Genomic DNA, 18,696 nt, shown 5'->3' on the forward strand with positions numbered 1-18,696 from the left:
CCATGATCAATTCCCGGTTGCGGCGGGCGCCAGCGCCTGCCAGGCGATCTGCCGGCCCGGTCGCTCCCGCAGGCCGGCGCCCAGGTCCGCGGCGACCCGGGCCTGGTCGCCGTCGAGCAACTCGGCCAGCGCCGCCCGCAGCTCGGCCGGCGAGGCGGCGTTGGGGTCAAGGGCGATGCCCACGCCGGCGTCGACGATGGCGGCGGCCCCGGCGAACTGGTCGGTGGAGAACGGCAGCACCAGCATCGGCACGCCGGCCATGAGGGCCTCGGTGACGCTGTTGTTGCCGCCGTGGGTGACCGTCACGGCGGCGTGCTCGAGCAGCGCGACCTGCGGCAGGAACTCACGGACCAGCCAGTGCGGCGGCAGCTCACCGAGCACCGCCCGGTCGGCCGACCCGACGGCCAGCGCGACCCGCACCGGCAGCGCGGCCAACGCCCGCGCGACCCGGGCCAGCACATCGGCCCGGACCGACAGGAAGCTGCCGAAGCTGACGTAGACCAGCGGCCGGGACGGGTCGGCGGCCAACCAGTCCGCGATGTCCGGCGGCGTCGGCTGGGCGCGCACCGCGGAGCCCAGGAAGGCGTGCGACGGCAGCAGCGCCGTGCGCGCCGGGTCGTGCAGCGCTGCCGGGTAGTTCAGCAGCACCTGGCCGGCGTGTTCGGTGAAGGCGTCGACCGACGCCGGGGCCTGCGGGGCCAGCTCGGCCAGGGCCGCGTTCCACTCCGCGGTGAACCCGTCCCGGACCTCCCGACACCGCTGGTGCAGGGTGGCCAGGTCGTCGGGATCGGGGGTGAACACGGCCGGCCAGGCCGGTGGATAGCCGTAGACCTCGTCGCCGACCGGCAGCGCGGTGGGGTGCCCGAGGACCACGTCGGCGTGCGGGACGCCGCCGGCCAGCAGGGCCAACCGCGCGCTGAAGGCCAGGTGGTCGACGAGGACGTGGTCGGGCCGGACCTGGTCGACCACGGCCAGCACCCGGCGGGCGGTGGCGACCGGATCCCACAGCAGGTCGGCCCGGCGCGCGTCGGCCTGGTACTGCAGCGTGGGCACCATGCCCCGCTCGGTCGCGGCGAAGAATCCGCGCAGCGCGTCGTCCTCCCCGGCGACCTGCTCCTGGGCGCGGATCACCCCGGGGTTGGAGCCGCGGCCCAGCCGCAGGTCGGTGCGGGCGAAGCCGAAGTCGGCGGTGATGGCGGCCGTGGCCGGCCCGCTGGCCACCACCACCCGCTCGCCGGCATCGCGCCAGGCGGTCGCCAAGGTGGCCAGCGGCAGCAGGTGCGAGGCGTAGTCGGGGCTGATCACCAGCAGGGTCACGGTCGTCTCACCCCGCCACCGGCGCGGTGACGCCGGCATAGACCTCGGCCAGGGTCCGGGCCATCGCCTGCAGCGTGAACCGGTCCGTGACGGTGGCCCGGGCCCGGGCCAGCCGCTCGTCGACGCCGGGCTTGCCCGGCAACTCCAACGCGGCCGCGAGACCGCCGGCGACGGCCCGCGGCGAGCGGGTGTCGACCAGGAACCCGGTCACCCCCTCCTCGACGTAGGTGGCCGGGCCACCGCCGTCGGGCGCGACGACCGGCAGACCGGCGGCCAGCGCCTCGATCACGGCCAACCCGAACTCCTCCTTCAGGCTCCCGCAGACGTACACGCCACCAGGCGCGACGGAACCGGGCAGGCCCAGCTGGGCGGCGGCCATCCACGCGGCGATCACGTCGTTGGGCCGATGGCCGGGCAGCAGCAGTCCGGCGGCGGCGTCCGGGTGCTGGGCGATCACCCCGGCGATCCGGTCGAGCTGGTCCCGTTCGTCGACCGACGGCCGCTGCAGGTCGCCGCCGACGATGAGCAGGTTGCAGCGGTCCCGCAGGGCCGGGACGGCCGCCCACGCCTCGACGACGGTGGCCATCCCCTTCACCCGATGCAGGCGGCCGACGCTGAGCGCGAGCGGCAGGCCCCGGCGGTGCTCGGGCAGCGCGGCGACCAGGTCGGCCAGCTCGTTCAGGGCTCGCGGCTCACCCAGGCCGGGCCCGGCGAAGCGGACGACCTGGGCCCGGGCCCGGTCGCTGACCGCCACGTCGATCCCCTCGGGCACGACGGTGGACCCGCCCGGATCGGTCCGGATGTCGATGCCCAGCAGGTCCCGCAGCTGTTCGCGCAGGTCCGGCCGGGGGAACAGGGCCCGGTGCTGCGCCCCGGCGGCCAACCGGGCGACCAACCCGGTCCGGAACCAGTAGTGCTCACGCTCGTCGACCGCGCCGAAGGTGGCCCGGGTCAACGCGCCCGTCATGTCCAGGGCGTGGATGACCGCGTGCGGATCCGGGGCCAGCGTGAACACGGTGGGGATGCCCAACCGGGTGGCCACCGCGGCCGCCGCCATGCTGCCGACGTCGGCCATCCGCAGGTGCATCACGTCGACCCGGCCGTGCGAGGTCAGGGCCCGGCGGATCCCCCGCTCCGCGGCCACCGAGACCGGCCAGGCGCTGGCCGCGTCGGTCGGTTCGGCCATCAGCGGGACCGGGGAGAGCACGTGACCGGTGGACGGGTGGATCAGTGCGTCGACCGCGGCGTCGACCGTGCCCCGGGACAGCGTGAGCACCCGGGAGATCCCGGGCTCGGCGGCCAGCGCGTCGCCGAGCCGGACCAGCATGGTGGCGATGCCACCGTTGTCGCCGGCTCCGGCCCGGCTCAGCTCCCGGTCGAGGTCGGCGTGCAGGAACAACTGGGCCACCGCCAACCCCGGCCCGGTCGACCCCCGGTCGTCGGCCACACCGGCCAGGTCGAACGCGGCCAGCCGGGCCACCCCGGCCAGCTCGCCCTCGCTGCGGGCCAGCCGGTGGATCAGCTCGGCCCCGGCGCCGGCCGTCCTCCGGTCGCCGATCGCGGCGATCGCGGCCTGCCGGGGGCGCGACGACTCCCGCTCGTCGGCCGCGGCTCGCAGCAGGACGGCGTCGGCGACCGGGCCCGGCACCAGGCCCATCGTGTCCATCAACCGGGCCCGGCGGTCGGGGTCGTCCGTCCCGAGCAGCGCGCCCTCCAGGGCCAGCGCGATGTGGTCCGGGGTGACCTGGGCCCAGCGGCGCAGCGCCCGCTGATTGATCACGGTGGCGAAACCGCCGTCGGCGATGCCGGAGATCAGCCGGCCGATGGCGTCCAGCCGCGGCACCCGGGAGCCCAACGCCCACGCCGCATGCTCCCGCAGGAACGTCCGCGGGTCCGAGAGCAGGGCGGAGAGCACCTCACCGGCGCCCTCGTCGAAGACCGCGCCCAGACCGTGGACGGCGGCGATGGCCATCAGCTGGTCGTCGGCGTCCTGGACCGCTCGGGTGAGCACCTTGACCGTGTAGGGGCCGCCGTCCCGCCCGGCCGCCTCGGTCAGCGACTCGGACGCGCGGATCGCATCGAGCAGGAAGGGCGCATCCCGGACCTTGGCCAGGGCGTCGTGCAGCGAGAGCGAGATCAGGGACATCGGTGCTGGCTTCTTCCAGGTCGGGCGCGTGCTGGGTGCCCGGGCAAGCCGGAGCGCGGTGTGTCCGGTACCCATGACGACCGGTGATCACACCAGCCGCCGCCCGGCACTGAGCACTACCGCGGGCGGCGACCACCCGGATGCACGAACCCGGAGGGCCTGCGGTCGGCCCGAGCTAGCGGCGTGCGGCCACCCGCCAGCCGTCGGCGGCGTTGTGCACGAACAGGTCGGCCCGGTCCGTCCCCTGGTCGATCAGCACCGCATTCGGCTCGTCGACGGTCAGCACCCATTCGCGCGCGACGTCGGGATCCTTGCCGAAGTGGATGTGCCGGGCCACCAGCCGCTGCTGCCGCACGGCCGGCTCGGTCAGCACCGACCAGACCTCGTCCACCGCGGCCCACGCGGCCCGCCAGGAGGGGGTGTCCAGCAGCAGGTAGTTGCCCTCGGTGATGATCAGCCGCGCCGCCGGCGGCACGACCAGGGCGGCCGCGATCGGCTGCTCGAGGTCCCGTTCGAACCCGGGCACATAGATCCACTCGTCCGGGGCCGCCTTGATCCGGGCCAGCAGGTGGGCATAACCGTCGGCGTCGAAGGTGTCCGGGGCGCCCTTACGGTCCAGCGACCCGAGCCGGCGCAGTTGCGCGTCGGCCAGATGGAACCCGTCCATCGGCACGTGCGCGACCCACTCGTCGCCGCACCGCCGACGCAGGTGCGCGAGCAATTGGTCGGCCAGGGTGCTCTTGCCCGACCCGGGGGCGCCGACGATGCCCAGGATCGCCCGCCCGTCCGCCGGTACCAGCGCCTGCGCGCGGTCAGCCAGTTCGTGTAGCCCGTCTCCACTCACCGCGACAGTGTCGCGCACCCGGGACCCCGGCTCGGCACCACGACCGGCCAGCGCCCCTGCCGCCCACAACCCCACCCGTCGAGTGTGCGGAAACGGCCCTTATCCACGCCGATAGGGACCGTTTCTGCACACTCGACCCTCCTGGGGTGGCACGCGTCACCATCGGGTGAAAAAGACGGTTTCGCCACCGGATTCCGCGCTGCGAAGACTGCCGGACGGCCGCCGCTGCCGGAGTCGAGAAGAATCGGCCGGACAGCGTCCGACGTCGCCCATCACCGTCCCCGGCTCCTGCGAGTTCGGGCCCAGGAGGAACCGCCGTGTCCCACTCGTTCGCCGACCCGTCCGCACCGACGCCCCCGCCCCGTCGCGGGCCGACGCCCGTGGTCTGGGCGGCGATGATCGTCGTCACGGCGCTGGTCGTCGGCGGCGCGACCTGGTTCTTCACCTCACGGTCCTCCTCGGCGGTCGAGGCGACCGCCGAGCGCGCCGACGCGGGGGCGGTGACGCTGGAGGCCTTCGGGTCCACCGGCGCCGACCCGTTCGTGCCGGCCGAACCGATCACCGCCACCGCCCCGCAGTGGGCGGCCAGCCCCCCGGCGCCGGCCGGCGCCGACCCGTTGCTGGTCGACGGTGACACCCCCCTGCTGTACGGGGGTAGCCCCACCGGCAGCACCGCGCTGTACGGCGGCAGCAACGAGCAGCGCATGTGCGACCCGGAACAGCTCGTGGCGTTCCTCGCGGCCAACCCGGCCAAGGCCACCGCCTGGGCCTCGGTGTTCGGCCGCTCCACCGACGAGATCGCCGGCTTCGTCCGATCCCTGACCCCGGTGGTGTTGCTGCGCGACACGGCGGTCACCAATCACGGCTTCGCCGGCGGCGCCGCGGTGGCCCGCCCCGCGGTCCTGCAGGCCGGCACGGCCGTCCTGGTCGACGAGTTCGGGGTGCCCGCGGTCCGCTGCGCCTGCGGCAACCCGCTGCTGCCCCCGCCGGTCACCGAACTGCCGTCGGCCGCGTTCGTCGGCGAGCGGTGGGCCGGATTCGATCCGGCCGCGATCCTCTCCGTCCGCGCCGCCGACGCCCCGCTGACTACCTTCACGTTGGTCGACGTGGTCACCGGGCAGCCGCTGGCGTTGCGGGCCGGTGCGGTCGCGCAGACGCTGGCGGCCGTCGGCGAGGCCGGGGTGGCGCTCAGCGCCGATGGCGTGACCTGGCATCCGGTCGCGGGCTCGCCGACCGGCCGGCAGATCGCCGCCGGCGACGGCGTCCTGGTGGTGCCCGGCACGACCACCATGGCCAGCGCCGACGGCGGGCTCACCTGGTCGGCGGTCGCCGGCGCGCCGGCCGACGCGACGTTCGCGGCCTACGACGGCCAGCAATGGCGGCTGTTAACCGAGCCGGACCCGTACGGGATCGTCGTCAACGGGCAAGCCCCCACCCTGCGCGTCGTCCTGCACTCCAGCCCGGACCTGACCAGCTGGACATCGCAGGAGGTCTCGGTGCCACTGGAGGCCCTACCGCCCGCCGAGTACGCGGCCACCACGTACGTCGACGTGGTGAGCCTGGGGGCCGGTGACGCGCGCACGGCCGTCGGCGTGCTCGTCGCCGATCACGAGGGCACGCACCGGCAGTACCTGCTCTCCAGCACCGACCTGGCCACCTGGCAACCGATCACCCTGGACGCGGCCGTGCTGCCGACCGTCGCCTGGGACGGCCAGTCCTGGGCGATGGCGGCGTTCCGCTACGACGGCGCCCTGCGTGACGGCATCTCACACGGCCTGACCGGCCGCCCGCCGGCCGACCTGAGCTCGGTCACCCTGGCCCCGACCACCGACGACGTCGGGCTGGGCTCGCTCGACCACAGCCCGGCCGCGGGGTGGATCGCCGCCGGCTGGCGCGGTGCGGACTGGCAGGACCCGGGGCTGTACACCAGCGCCGACCTGACGACGTGGACGCGGGTGAGCGAGCTGCCCGGCCACGGCTTCGACGTCGCCGTCGTCTCCGCCGGATCGGCCGGCCCGCCCGAGCTGACCGGGCTCCCGACGCTCGCGGCGCCGGTGCTGGTGACCGGGTCCGGCTGTCCGGTGCTGGCCGACCTGCAGCCGATCGTGACGGCCGGGCAGCTCACCTGCGCGGCGCTCGCCCGGGTGCTTTTCGACAGCTCCGGGCCGCAGACCGGCGGCCAGAAGGTGGCCCCGCGCTGGCACCACTGGGGTTGCTCGTGGGATGTCATCCCCGAGGTCGAAGCCGGCCGGTCACCGGCCCTGAGCTGCTCCGGAGCGGACGGCTCGCTCCAGGTCGACTACTGGCCGGCGGACAAGGCACCGACCGGCACCGCGACACCGACGGCCACTCCCGGCGGCGACTGCGTGCACACCAACCGGTACGGCACCTTCGACTACACGCTGTTCAGCGGCTCGATGGCCTGCGCGGAGCGGATCGCCGTCCTGGACGCCTACTTCGACCGGCGCGATCAGGGCGACTACGGGCCGGCCGCGGGCTGGGTCTGCCTGTCCCCCAGCGGTGAGGACCTGGCCTACAGCTGCAACGGCAACGGGGTGGTCATCCGCGCCGTCCCGGCCGGTGCCGGGGGTGCGGCGGGCGGGTCGGCGGGCGGCGCGAGCGGGACCGATGCCGGGATCACCGTGTCGCAGCCGATGACGACGCCGGCCTGCGACGGGACGCCGATCGTCATCTACGCCTCGGCGGTGACCCCCGGCCGTTACCAGGCCGACGTACAGGCCGCGTTGGACGCGCATCCCGGCTCCTCCTGGGTCCGGACCGACCGGTCGTGCTCCTCGTTCGCCCAGGCCACCGCGGACGGCGGACCGATCTACGCGGTGTTCAAGCCGTTCGCCTCCGTGGCGGACGCCTGCGCCGAGATCGCCGCCGTCGGCGACTCGGCCGGCCGCCGCCTCCTGGACAACGGCTCGCCCGGCACGTCGGTGTACTCCTGCTCCTGACCCGCCCGGCCCCCACCCCACCTCGTCGAGTGTGCAGAAACGGTCCTTATCCGCGCGGATAAGGACCGTTTCTGCACACTCGACGCCTTTGGGGGCGGGAACGCCGAAGGGCGGCCCCGTGCGGGACCGCCCTTCGGTGTGGAACGGGTACAGCGGGAAGACCAGGACTCAGAAGTCCATGTCCCCGCCGGGCATACCGCCGCCGGCCGGCGCCGAGGCCTTCTCCGGCTTGTCCGCGACCACGGCTTCGGTGGTCAGGAACAGCGCGGCGATGGACGCGGCGTTCTGCAGCGCGGACCGGGTGACCTTGGCCGGGTCGATGATGCCGGCCTTGATCAGGTCCTTGTACTCGCCGGTGGCGGCGTCCAGGCCCTCGCCCGCGGGCAGACCCTTGACCTTCTCCGCCACGACGCCGCCCTCGAGGCCGGCGTTGATCGCGATCTGCTTGAGCGGAGCCTCGACGGCCACGCGCACGATGTTCGCGCCGGTCGCCTCGTCCCCGGTCAGCTCCAGGCCCTGGAAGGCCACGATCGCGGCCTGCAGCAGGGCGACGCCGCCACCGGCGACGATGCCCTCCTCCACGGCAGCCTTGGCGTTGCGCACGGCATCTTCGATGCGGTGCTTGCGCTCCTTGAGCTCCACCTCGGTGGCCGCTCCGGCCTTGATGACCGCAACGCCGCCGGCCAGCTTGGCCAGCCGCTCCTGCAGCTTCTCGCGGTCGTAGTCCGAGTCGCTCTTCTCGATCTCGGAGCGGATCTGGGCCACCCGGCCGGCGATCTGCTCGGCATCGCCGGAACCGTCGACGATGGTGGTCTCGTCCTTGGTCACGACGACCTTGCGGGCCTGACCCAGCAGGGACAGGTCGGTGTTCTCCAGCTTGAGGCCGACATCCTCGCTGATGACCTGGCCACCGGTGAGGATGGCGATGTCCTGCAGCATGGCCTTGCGGCGGTCACCGAAGCCGGGGGCCTTGACGGCAACCGACTTGAAGGTGCCACGGATCTTGTTGACCACCAGGGTCGCCAGGGCCTCGCCCTCGACGTCCTCGGCGATGATCAGCAGGGCCTTGCCGGACTGGATGACCTTCTCCAGCAGCGGCAGCAGGTCCTTGACCGAGGAGATCTTCGAGCCGTACAGCAGGATGTAGGGATCCTCGAGGACGGCCTCCTGACGCTCCTGGTCGGTGGCGAAGTACAGCGAGGTGTAGCCCTTGTCGAAGCGCATGCCCTCGGTGAGCTCGAGCTCGAGGCCGAAGGTGTTGCTCTCCTCGACGGTGATGACGCCTTCCTTGCCGACCTTGTCCATCGCCTCGGCGATGAGCTCGCCGATGGAGGAGTCGGCCGCGGAGATGGAGGCGGTGGCCGCGATCTGCTCCTTGGTCTCGACCTCCTTGGCGTCCTTGAGCAGCTGGGCGGAGACGGCCTCGACGGCCTTCTCGATGCCCCGCTTCAGACCCATCGGGTTGGCGCCGGCGGCCACGTTGCGCAGGCCCTCGCGGACCAGCGCCTGGGCCAGCACGGTGGCGGTGGTGGTGCCGTCACCGGCGACGTCGTCGGTCTTCTTGGCAACTTCCTTGACGAGCTCGGCCCCGATCTTCTCGTACGGGTCCTCGAGCTCGATCTCCTTGGCGATCGACACACCATCGTTGGTGATGGTGGGCGCGCCCCACTTCTTCTCCAGGACGACGTTGCGGCCGCGCGGCCCCAAGGTCACCTTGACGGCGTCGGCGAGGGTGTTCATCCCCCGCTCGAGGCCGCGACGCGCTTCCTCGTCGAAAGCGATCAGCTTGGCCATGAGGTGTTGTTCCTCCAGATTCGCCGAACCGGAGAGCCGGTCGGACTCACGGTTCGGTCAGCAGCATCGGGATGGTGCTCGGCCGGCATAGGTGCCCGCGACGGACGAAAACCACCGGCAACCTCGGATATGCCGAGCCCGCCCGTGGCTTCTCACCCCACCGACCTGGCACTCGTTGGTTCCGAGTGCCAATCCAGGTTTAGCACTCGACCGCGGAGAGTGCAAGGTGCCCGGCCCGCGCGGGCGAGCCCGCGCGCAAATAGGGTCACCCCATGGCGCAGACAGGTGCTGACCGGGAGCCCGACCCGTCCGGCCCGATCGAATTGCGGGTCCTCACCGGTCCCAACCTGTACTTCCCGCGGCCCGCGGTCAAGCTGACCCTGGACGCCTCCGGCGTGCTGGCGGCCGATCCGGCCCGGGTGGTCGCCTGGCAACGGGCGTTGCGCGTGCGCGAACCGACCGTCGGCCTGCCCCGCTCCCCGGCCCGGGCGGTGGCCGCGGCCGAGCTGGCCGCGGCCGTGGTCCGCCGGGCCGCCGGCCGGCTGCGCACCCGGGTCGCCGCGGTCGGCCGCCCCGGCGACGACGACACCGTGGTGGTGGCGTACCCCTTCCGGCATCGGCGCACGGCCGAGCTGTTCGGGGCCGCGGTCGCCGAGGTCTTCGCCGCCGTCACCCTGCGGGACGAGGACCCGGGCCACGCGCTGGACCAGGTCCGGCCGGCCCTGGCCGGGCACGACCCGGGCGAGACGATCGCACCGCTGCGCCCGTCGATCCCGGTCGTCGCCGTCACCGGCACCAACGGCAAGACCACCACCACCCGGCTGATCGCCCACCTGGTGAAGGCCGGCGGCCGCATCCCGGGCTGGTCCTCCACCGACGGCATCGTCATCGACGGGGTCGAGGTGGAAAGCGGCGACTGGTCCGGACCGGGCGGCGCCGCCCGGGTGCTGGCCGATCCGAGCGTGCAGGTCGCGGTGACCGAGACCGCGCGCGGCGGCATCCTGCTGCGCGGCGTGGGCACCTCGGTCAACGACGTCTCGGTGGTCACCAACATCAGCGCCGACCACCTGGGCCTGCTCGGCGTGCACACCCTGGACCAGCTGGCCGAGGTCAAGTCGGTGATCGTGCGGATCACCAAGCCCAGCGGCTGGACCGTGCTCAACGCCGACGACCCGCTGGTCCGGGCGATGCGCTCGGTCTCCCGGGCCAAGCCGTGGTTCTTCTCCCCCGATCGGGACAACCCGTACCTGGACGACGCCCTGGAGGCCGGCGGCCGGGCCATCACGGTCATCGACGGGCAGATCGTGATCCTGGGCCGCGGCCACGACCCGACCGACGTGATCGCCCTGGCCGACGTGCCGTTGACGATGGCCGGGGCGTCCCGGGTGAACACCGCGAACGCGCTGGCCGCCACCGCCGCGGCGATCGCCATCGGGGTGCCGCTGCCGGCCGTCCGCGAGGGCCTGCGCACGTTCACCACCGGCGCCGCGCACAACGCGGGCCGGCTCAACGTCTACCGCCTGGGTGGCCGGGCGGTGGTGCTCGACCTGGCCCACAACGAGGCCTCGCTGGAGTCGCTGCTGGCCGTGGCCCGGGCGTTGACCCTGCCCGGCGGCGAGCTGGCGGTGGTGCTGGGCACCGCCGGGGACCGGCCGGACGAGGCCATCCACGCAATGGGGGCGATCGCCGGGCGATCGGCCGACCGGCTGCTGGTCGCCGGCCGGACCAAGTACACCCGCGGTCGTCAAGCGGGCGAGATGGAAGCGATCTGGCGGGCCGGCGCGGCCGAGGCGGGTGTGGTCGACGTGACCGAGTCGGCCGACGAACTGAGCGGCCTGGTCGCCGCGCTCGATGCGGCGGTGCCGTTGCCCGACGGCTCGGTGGTGGCGGTGTGCGCGCTGGAGCAGCGGGCGGAGCTGGTCGCCGAGATCGAGCGCCGCGGCGGCGGGGAGATGTCACCCGATGAGGTGGCCGAGCGCGTCCGGGCGGCGGCCGCCGGATAACCCGTTCGGATCAGCGCCGGCGGGGCGAACCCACGTACATCAGCCGGGCGGCATCCCGGAGCAGCTGACCGTGCACGGCGTCGACGTGGTCGGCGACGGCGGCGGCCGAGGACCCCACGACCGGGGGACTGAATCGCCCGTGATGCACCCGGTCACCCGGACCGGTGATCATCCAGTCGACGGAGCGAGACGTTCCCGCCTCGGACAGGTGACGCACGAGGGTGGCGGCGGCGGCATCCGGCGTGTCGGTGACCGCGTCGAGGCCGGCGGTGCTGCAAAGTGAATACTGCACAGAACTCATCCGTGATCCTCCCCAATGCGCGGCGGGTAGCACCGGCGCCCCAAGACCGTACCGCAGGCCCGCAGGGCTGGTGTCGTCGGAAATGGGTGATATTCCAGCGGTTCTCGGTGACGGGACGCAATACCCGAGGTCAGGCAGGATGAGCCCATGCGCACCGTGACCGAACACGCCCGGGTGATCGCGGACCTGCTGGTCCCGACCCCCGTCGAAGCGACAACGTTGACCGAATCCCTGGGTCTGGTGCTGGGTGAGGACCTGCGCGCGCCGCTGGATCTGCCGCCCTTCGCGAACTCGGCGATGGACGGTTACGCCGTCCGGGCGGCCGACGTCGCGGCCCTGCCGGCCACCCTGCCGGTGAGCCAGGACATCCCCGCCGGCCGGACCGACGTCGGGCCGCTGACGCCGGGCACCGCCGCCCGGATCATGACCGGCGCACCCCTGCCCCCGGGGGCCGAGGTGATCGTGCCGGTCGAGCGCACAGACGGCGGCGCCGACCGGGTCCGCATCGACTCCGCCCCGGCACCGGGCATCCACATCCGCACCATCGGCGAGGACGTACACCGCGGCGACGTCGTGCTGCCGGCCGGCACCGTCATCGGCGCCGCCCAGATCGGGGTGGCCGCCGCCCTCGGGTACGCCGATCTGCCGGTTCGCCGGCCGCTGCGCGTGCTGGTGCTGTCCACCGGCACCGAGCTGGTCGCCCCCGGCCGGCCGCTGGCCCCGGGCCAGATCTACGAGTCGAACGCGCCGATGCTGGCCGCCGCGTTCACCGCCATCGGCGCGTGGGCGACCATCGAGCACTTCGTGGTCGACGAGGTCGCGGCGCTGCGGGCCGGGCTGGATCGAGCGGCCGCCGGCACCGACCTGATCGTCACCTCCGGCGGGGTCTCCGCCGGGGCCTATGAGGTGGTCAAGGACGCACTCACCGGGCAGGGCGTCGAGTTCGCCAAGGTGGCCATGCAGCCGGGCATGCCGCAGGGGGCCGGGCGGTACGGCGACATCCCGGTGGTGACGCTGCCCGGCAACCCGGTGAGCTCCTACGTCTCGTTCGAGGTCTTCCTGCGTCCGGCGGCCCGCGCCGCGATGGGCCACCCGGACATCACCCGGCCGACCGTCACCGCCCCGCTCTCGGCCCCGCTGGACTCCCCCGCCGGCAAGCGCCAGTTCCGCCGCGGGCACCTGAACGCGGTCGAGGGCACGGTGGCCGCCTGGGGCGGTCCCGGCTCGCACCTGCTGGCCTGGCTGGCCGGGGCGGACTGCATGCTCGTCATTCCCGAGGACGTCACCCACCTGGACGCCGGCGACCCGGTCGAGGCCTGGTTGCTCGGGTAGACCCGGGGCCGGGCCCCGGTCAGCGGGCCGTCAGGCCGACCAGCACCAGCCGGTGGTCGCTGCCGCCGGCGGCCATCACCTGGTCGCTGACCGGGGTCAACCCCCGGGCCAGCACGTGATCGGGCCGGGTGATCGGGAAGGTCGCCGGCCAGGTGAAGCCGAAGCCGCCGCCGACGGTGGCCCGCGAATCGGCCAGCAGGTCGGTCAACGGGTTCAGGGCGGAGTCGGTGCTGGCGGTGTTCAGGTCGCCCAGCACGAGCACCCGGCCGGCCTGGTCGGCCCGGACCAGGGCGGCCAGCTCGGCGACCGCCTCGTCCCGCTGGGCCGTCTCGCCCGGCCGGACCGAGGGCAGATGAACGGTGTACACGGCGATGTCGCCGTCCGGGTGGTGCACCACCGTGCGGAACGCGCGGGCCCAGCTCAGGCCCAGTTCCAGCGGCTCCGGAGTGTCCATCGCCCACTGCGACCACAGGCCCACGGTGCTGACCCGGACGTGGTCGGCGTAGGCGGCGTCCAGGGTGTCCAGCGCCGACTCGGCCGGGCCGGTGATCTCCTGCACGGCGACCAGGCCGGCCCCGGTGCCCAGCAGCCCGCGCACGGTGGCCGCCGGGTCGTCGTTGGCGGCCCCGATGTTCTGGGTGGCGACCAGCAGATCGGCGCGCGCGGCCGCCCGGGCCGGCAGCAACTGCGGGACGAAGGTGACCGACCAGACCAGCGCCGTGATGGTCACCGCGGCCGCCGCCCACCACGACCGGCGGATCGCGGCCAGGGCGGCCAGCAGCACGATCAGCACGGCGGTCCAGGGCAGGAAGCTGCTCCAGGCCGAGCCCACCCCGTTCAGCGACGGGATCCGCGGCGCGAACAGGATGCCCAGCGCGAGGATCACCGCGGCCGCGGCCACACCCAACCCCCGCCACGAGCGGCGGGGCCGGCCCGGCCCACCGCGGTCACCGCCGCCGGCCGACCCGCGGACAGCGGGAAGCCGGGCGGTAGCCGAAGATGGGGGCGAAGAGGAGGGCCCGGGTGAGGGCGTGGTCATCGAGCTCACGCCGTGAGGACGCACGGGCACCCCATCTGGTTGGTCCCACCACCGAGGGTGGATGAGCAGCGGAGGACTCGATGAGCGGCGGGAGCAAGCCGGCAACGGCCGGCCAGTCGGAGAACGACGACGAGGGTCTGCCCACGTTCAGTTCCCGGGACTGGGTGGCCACCGCGGCCGGACTGGCCCAGCGCCGGCCGGACGTGGCGATCGTCGGCGCGCCGATGGACATCAACACGACCTACCGGCCGGGAGCCCGGTTCGGTCCGAAGTACATGCGGTCCAACGCCTATGACCCCGGCACCTACCACCTGGACCTGGGTCTGGACATCTTCGAGTGGCTGGACGTGGTGGACGCCGGCAACGCCTACTGCCCGCACGGCCAGTCGGCGCGGTCGCAACGCAACATCGAGGCCAAGGTCACCGACGTGCTGCGGGCCGACGCCTTCCCGATGATCATCGGCGGCGACCACTCGATCACCTACCCGGCGGCCACCGCGGTCGCCCGCAAGTACGGCTGGGGCAAGGTCGGCCTGCTGCACTTCGACGCGCACGCCGACACCGCGGACAGCATCGAGGGGCACCTGCACTCGCACGGCACCCCGATGCGCCGGTTGATCGAGTCGGGCGCGATCCGCGGACGCAATTTCGTCCAGGTCGGGCTGCGCGGCTACTGGCCGCCGCCGGAGGTCTTCGACTGGATGCGCGAGCAGGAGATGACGTGGCACCTGATGCACGACGTGTGGGACCGGGGCATGCGGCCGGTCATCGCCGACGCCATCGCCCGGGCCGGCGACGGGTGCGACTGGCTCTACCTGTCGGTCGACATCGACGTGCTCGACCCGGGTTTCGCCCCCGGTACGGGAACTCCGGAGCCGGGCGGGATGAACCCGGCGGACCTGCTGCGGGCGGTCCGGCAGATCGCGCTGGAGACCCCGCTGGTCGCGATGGACGTGGTCGAGGTCTCGCCGCCGTACGACCACGCCGACAACACCGTCAACAACGCGCACCGGGTCATCCTGGAGGCGCTGGGCGCGCTGGCCACCAAGAAGCGGGAGCGGGCCGGCGGCGCGGTGACCCGGCCGGGCAGCCGCCCCGATCCCGCCCGGCTGCGCTATCCGGTCGAGCCCACCGAGTGGTCGCGCCCCGGTGACGGGACGAACACCTATACCGACGCGGACGCCCACCTGCAGGGCGAGCACGACGACCACACCTGACACCTGAGAACCACGGCCGACCGGCCACCGGCGCGGCGTGCGCACGGTGGCCGGCCGGCCCGGAGCGTCAGCAGGCGTAGCCGAAGTAGCCCTGGGACTCCCACGGGTAGATGCTCAGCCGGAAGCCCGAGCACCACCCGCGATTGGCGTACTGCTGGGCGAACCACTTGTGCCCGTAGGCCAAGGCGTAGTAGCCGGCCCGCAGCTGCCACGGCACGCCGCCGGGCAGGCCGGGCACCCGGCCGGCGGCCAGATCCCGGGTCTCGGCCTTGGACAGGTAGACGGTGCAGCGGCCGCCCCCGCAGCTGGCCGTCATCGTCGCCATCGGCGCGGCGGCCATCTTGGCCGTCCGTGCCCCGGCGGTGGCTGCCGCGCTCGCGCTGGCCGCGGTGGTCGACGCGGCCAGCAGGCCGCCGATCAGCGCCACCAGCACCGCCAGCCGGGCCAGCCAGCCGGCCCGGCTCCTGGTCTGGACCTCGGACTCGGTCGTGATCATCGACGATCTCCTTTCCGATCCCCCCGGGGATCGTGAGCCAGGACCGGGCCCCGACGGCCCGATCCGCGGGGCGGCGATGGCCCCCACCTCCAGGTGACCTGCCTCCCCCCGGGATGCCCCCGCGATCGACCCGACCACCGCCGCCGTGGCCTCACCCTGACCCTCGCCGGCGGTCGCGGTCACGTCCCCTGAGTTCGGGACACCCGTTTTGTCGCGCAACGGCGAGAATGACCCGGTGGGCATGGTGGGGGGCACCGTTGCGCGCCTGCGGGCGCGGCCGGCCCGGGGGCCGGCCGAGCAACCCTGGGCGACCTGGTTCGAGCGCGCGCTGGGCCTGGTCTACGCGATCGTCGTGGTCAACGACGTGCTGATCTCGACCGACTACATCCGGGGCACGGTGGCTGCGACCGCGCCGGCCGGGGCCGTGGCGGTGATCGTCGGGGCGGCGGTGCTGCTGGGGTCCGGGGCGGTCATCGCCGCCGGGGACCGGCCGCCCTGGCTGGCCTACCTGACCGTCACCGTCCTGCTGATCACCCAGTTCGTCGTGCTGGCCAGCGTCCTCGACCCGTCCCGGATGCCGGCCGTCTGGTGGGCCTGGCAGCTGATGGTGCCGGCCTTCGTGCTGGTCGTCGGGGTGCTGCCGACCGCACGGGCGGTGGTCGTGGTCGTCGCCGCGGTCGCCGGGTACGTGTTCATCCGGGTCCTACCGGCGTCCGGCGCCGCCGCGGGCTGGGTCACCGCGGTCTCGGAGGTGACCCTGGCGCTGGTCTTCGTGGCCGTGGGCGTGGTGTTCGTGCCGGCCTGGCGGCAGACCGCGGTGATCGCCGACGGGTCCGCCCGCGCCCGCCAGTCCGAGTTCGCCCGGACCGAGGCGGCCCGGGCGGCGGACCGGCAGGACCGCGCGGCCTCCCGGCTGCTGCACGACGAGGTGATCCACGCCCTGCGGGCCGTTGCGCTGCCGGCCGGGGCGATCGAGGCGTCCCGGGTCCGGGCGATGGCCACCGGGGCGGCCGATCTGCTGCGCGCGGCGGTCGCCGGCCCGCCCGCCCCGCGTGATCTGCGCCAGGAACTGCAGGACCTGACCGATCGATCGGGCCTGCCCGTCAGGCTGCGGCTGGCCGGCGCGGGCCGACTGCCGGACCGGGTGGTCGAGGCGCTGAGCGGGGCGACCGGTGAGGCGCTGCGCAACAGCGAACGGCACGCCGGGTGCGACGCGGTGCTCGTCGAGGCCACCCTGGACAGCGACGGCGCCGCCATCCAGATCGTCGACGACGGTCGCGGTTTCGACCCCACGACGGTGCTCGACGGCCCGCTGGGCCTGCGCCAGTCGATCCTGGCCCGGGTGAGAGAGGTCGGCGGGTCGGCCACGGTCACCTCGACCACGGGCGGGGGCACCACCGTCGAGCTCGCCTGGCGGATCCCCGAGTCCGGGTGCATCGCCTCCCGGCGGCTCGCCGACCTCGCCGGCACCCGGAACCGGATCGTGCTCGGAGCCACCATGCCGATCCTGTTCTTCGTGGTGATCCAGGCCGTGCTGCACCACCACCTGCTCTCCGACCCCCGGTTCGCGCTGCTCGCGGTCGGCGTCGTCACGGTGCTCACGGTGGCCGCGGCCGGATGGGTCACCCGGCACCCGATGGCCGGGTGGCACTCGGTCGTCCTCATCGCCGCGGCGGTGCTCGCCGCGTTCGTCGGCGGTCGGGGGCTGGTGCCGGGCGGCAACATCTCGGTGGCCTATTTCGCCGCCGGCGTGGGGGCCCCGGCCATGGCCCTGATCGCCATGTTCCGACCGCCCTGGGAGTCGCTGGTCGGCGCGATCGGCGCGACCGCCATGGCCGCGGTCGTGCTGCTGGACCTGGCCCCCGACGGCAGCCTGATCGTGCCCGGGCTGCCGGCCATCGCGGCCAACGTGCTCGGGGTGGTCTGCCTGCTCGGCGGCCGGTTGACCATCGACCGGATGGCCCGGTCGATCCGGCGGGACGAGGAGCTGGCGCGTCATGCGCGGGCGGCCGGTGAGCAGTTCCGGGTGGCCCGGGAGGTGCTCACCGCTCGCCTGGGTCGGGTCCGCGGGTGGGTGCTGCCGTTCCTGAGTGCGGTCGGTGACGGCCGGCTCGACCTGGACTCGGCCGAGGTGCGACGCGAGGCCGGCACGCTCGAGGCGGCGGTGCGCGACGACATCCGGCTGGGGTCGCAGATCGACGACCGGGCGCGTGAGCTGATCGCCCGGGCCCGGCGGGCGGGTCGCACCGTGGAGATCATCGCCGACTCGGGCGGCCCGTCGGCGCTGCCGCCCGGGCTGGCTGCCCGGTTGCTCACCGCGGCGTTGGCCGGGCCGGACCAGCCGCTGCGCACCGTGCTCACGGTGACCGGCGCCCGGTCCCGGACGGTCAGCCTGATGGTCACCCCGGCACCACTCGACCCGTCGCTGACCGCCGTGGCCGCGGACCTGGACGCGACGGTCCTGCACGGTCCGGACTTCCTGCTCATCCGGGTCGACCCGGCCCGCGTCACCCCGGCGGCCACCCCCGGGCTGTCACCTGACCCGGGGACTTCCGTCCCGGCCGGCGCCGGAATTGGCTGGGTGGCATGACCGGACCCGAGGACGCGCCGCTGCGGCTGGCCGCGGTCGACGATCACCCGTTCGTGCTCAACGGCATCCTGTGGACGGTGCGCGAGTACGCCCCCTGGGTGCAGGTGATCGGCACCGCGGCGTCGGTTGCCGAGTTGCTGGCCGGCGGGGGCGGCACCGCCGACGTCGTGTTGCTGGACCTGGATCTCGGGGTCCCGGCCGACGAGGCCGACCCGACCGGCAACGTCCGGGCCGTCCGGGCGGCCGGGCCGCAGGTGCTGATCCTGACCGCGGAGGAACGTCCGATCCCGGTCCGTCGGGCCATCGCCGCCGGTGCGGTCGGTCTGGTGCTCAAGTCCGACCCGGCGCACCTGCTGATCGACGCTCTGCGGACCGCTCGAACCGGGGAGCTGGCCGTGTCCAGCCGCCTGGCCCATGCCCTGCTCACCGACGAGAACCTGGTCGGCCACCTGGCTCCACGCCAGATCCAGGTGTTCGAGCTGCTGGCCCAGGGCGTGGGCCGGGGGGACATCGGCCGGCTGATGGATCCGCCCGCCGCCACCTCCACCGTGGACACCTATCTCAAGGGGCCGCGCGGACCTACCGCACGCTCGGCCGGGAGACGTTCAACGCCTACGAGACGCTGCAGCACGTGATCCGCGACGGGCACGTCGACCC

The 18,696-nt window shown here is 73.9% G+C and carries 13 protein-coding genes; 6 read left to right on the plus strand and 7 right to left on the minus strand.

Translation table 11 applies throughout. The features are described from left to right. Positions 1–6: 6 nt before the first annotated feature. The 3 genes from NAMU_RS23900 to NAMU_RS23910 all read right to left on the minus strand — a co-directional run bounded on the left by NAMU_RS23900 (position 7) and on the right by NAMU_RS23910 (position 4,307). Positions 7–1,317: a nucleotide disphospho-sugar-binding domain-containing protein gene (locus NAMU_RS23900; protein ID WP_015749909.1), complete on the minus strand. Its 1,311-nt coding sequence runs from the start codon at positions 1,315–1,317 to the stop codon at positions 7–9. A 7-nt stretch (positions 1,318–1,324) separates the two neighbouring features. Then, a complete protein-coding gene (locus tag NAMU_RS23905; protein ID WP_015749910.1) occupies positions 1,325–3,463 on the minus strand; it encodes a glycosyltransferase in 2,139 nt (712 codons plus the stop codon). A 175-nt stretch (positions 3,464–3,638) separates the two neighbouring features. After that, complete coding sequence (locus NAMU_RS23910) at positions 3,639–4,307, minus strand: nucleoside/nucleotide kinase family protein (RefSeq protein WP_138180451.1); 669 nt, start codon at positions 4,305–4,307, stop codon at positions 3,639–3,641. A gap of 317 nt (positions 4,308–4,624) precedes the next feature. Between NAMU_RS23910 and NAMU_RS27830 the strand changes: the two genes are divergently transcribed. After that, on the plus strand, positions 4,625–7,267 hold the full coding sequence (locus NAMU_RS27830; RefSeq protein WP_015749912.1) for a DUF6777 domain-containing protein: 2,643 nt from the start codon (positions 4,625–4,627) through the stop codon (positions 7,265–7,267). 168 nt (positions 7,268–7,435) lie between these two features. Here NAMU_RS27830 and groL read toward each other — a convergent pair whose 3' ends face one another. Then, positions 7,436–9,061 carry a chaperonin GroEL gene (gene groL / locus NAMU_RS23920; RefSeq protein WP_015749913.1) on the minus strand — a complete coding sequence of 542 codons (1,626 nt, stop codon included), beginning with the start codon at positions 9,059–9,061 and terminating at the stop codon, positions 7,436–7,438. 272 nt (positions 9,062–9,333) lie between these two features. Here groL and NAMU_RS23925 point away from each other — a divergent pair, with 272 nt between their 5' ends. Next, positions 9,334–11,064, plus strand: coding sequence for a Mur ligase family protein (locus NAMU_RS23925; RefSeq protein ID WP_015749914.1), 1,731 nt, complete (start codon positions 9,334–9,336; stop codon positions 11,062–11,064). A 10-nt stretch (positions 11,065–11,074) separates the two neighbouring features. On the opposite strand, the gene NAMU_RS23930 is transcribed toward NAMU_RS23925, so the two are convergent. Then, complete coding sequence (locus NAMU_RS23930) at positions 11,075–11,365, minus strand: hypothetical protein (RefSeq protein ID WP_015749915.1); 291 nt, start codon at positions 11,363–11,365, stop codon at positions 11,075–11,077. Positions 11,366–11,512: 147 nt separating this feature from the next. Between NAMU_RS23930 and moeA the strand changes: the two genes are divergently transcribed. Next, the gene (gene moeA / locus NAMU_RS23935; RefSeq protein ID WP_015749916.1) at positions 11,513–12,697 is read left to right on the plus strand and encodes a molybdopterin molybdotransferase MoeA; all 1,185 of its coding nucleotides are present in this window, start codon (positions 11,513–11,515) and stop codon (positions 12,695–12,697) included. Positions 12,698–12,716: 19 nt separating this feature from the next. Here the strand turns inward: moeA and NAMU_RS23940 are convergent, their stop codons facing one another. Beyond that, positions 12,717–13,598: an endonuclease/exonuclease/phosphatase family protein gene (locus tag NAMU_RS23940; RefSeq protein WP_015749917.1), complete on the minus strand. Its 882-nt coding sequence runs from the start codon at positions 13,596–13,598 to the stop codon at positions 12,717–12,719. Positions 13,599–13,816: 218 nt separating this feature from the next. Here NAMU_RS23940 and speB point away from each other — a divergent pair, with 218 nt between their 5' ends. Further along, the gene (speB, locus tag NAMU_RS23945; protein ID WP_015749918.1) at positions 13,817–14,953 is read left to right on the plus strand and encodes an agmatinase; all 1,137 of its coding nucleotides are present in this window, start codon (positions 13,817–13,819) and stop codon (positions 14,951–14,953) included. 67 nt (positions 14,954–15,020) lie between these two features. Here the strand turns inward: speB and NAMU_RS23950 are convergent, their stop codons facing one another. Further along, positions 15,021–15,449, minus strand: a complete 429-nt coding sequence (locus NAMU_RS23950) for a hypothetical protein (RefSeq protein WP_015749919.1) — start codon at positions 15,447–15,449, stop codon at positions 15,021–15,023. Between the two features lie 241 nt (positions 15,450–15,690). Here NAMU_RS23950 and NAMU_RS23955 point away from each other — a divergent pair, with 241 nt between their 5' ends. Further along, positions 15,691–18,039 carry a sensor histidine kinase gene (locus NAMU_RS23955; RefSeq protein WP_015749920.1) on the plus strand — a complete coding sequence of 783 codons (2,349 nt, stop codon included), beginning with the start codon at positions 15,691–15,693 and terminating at the stop codon, positions 18,037–18,039. After that, positions 18,036–18,674, plus strand: coding sequence for a response regulator (locus tag NAMU_RS23960; RefSeq protein ID WP_015749921.1), 639 nt, complete (start codon positions 18,036–18,038; stop codon positions 18,672–18,674). The genes NAMU_RS23955 and NAMU_RS23960 overlap by 4 nt, the downstream gene beginning before the upstream one ends. Positions 18,675–18,696: the final 22 nt, after the last annotated feature.

The sequence above is a fragment of the Nakamurella multipartita DSM 44233 genome, from assembly GCF_000024365.1.
In the GTDB taxonomy this organism is placed as follows: Bacteria; Actinomycetota; Actinomycetes; order Mycobacteriales; family Nakamurellaceae; genus Nakamurella; species Nakamurella multipartita.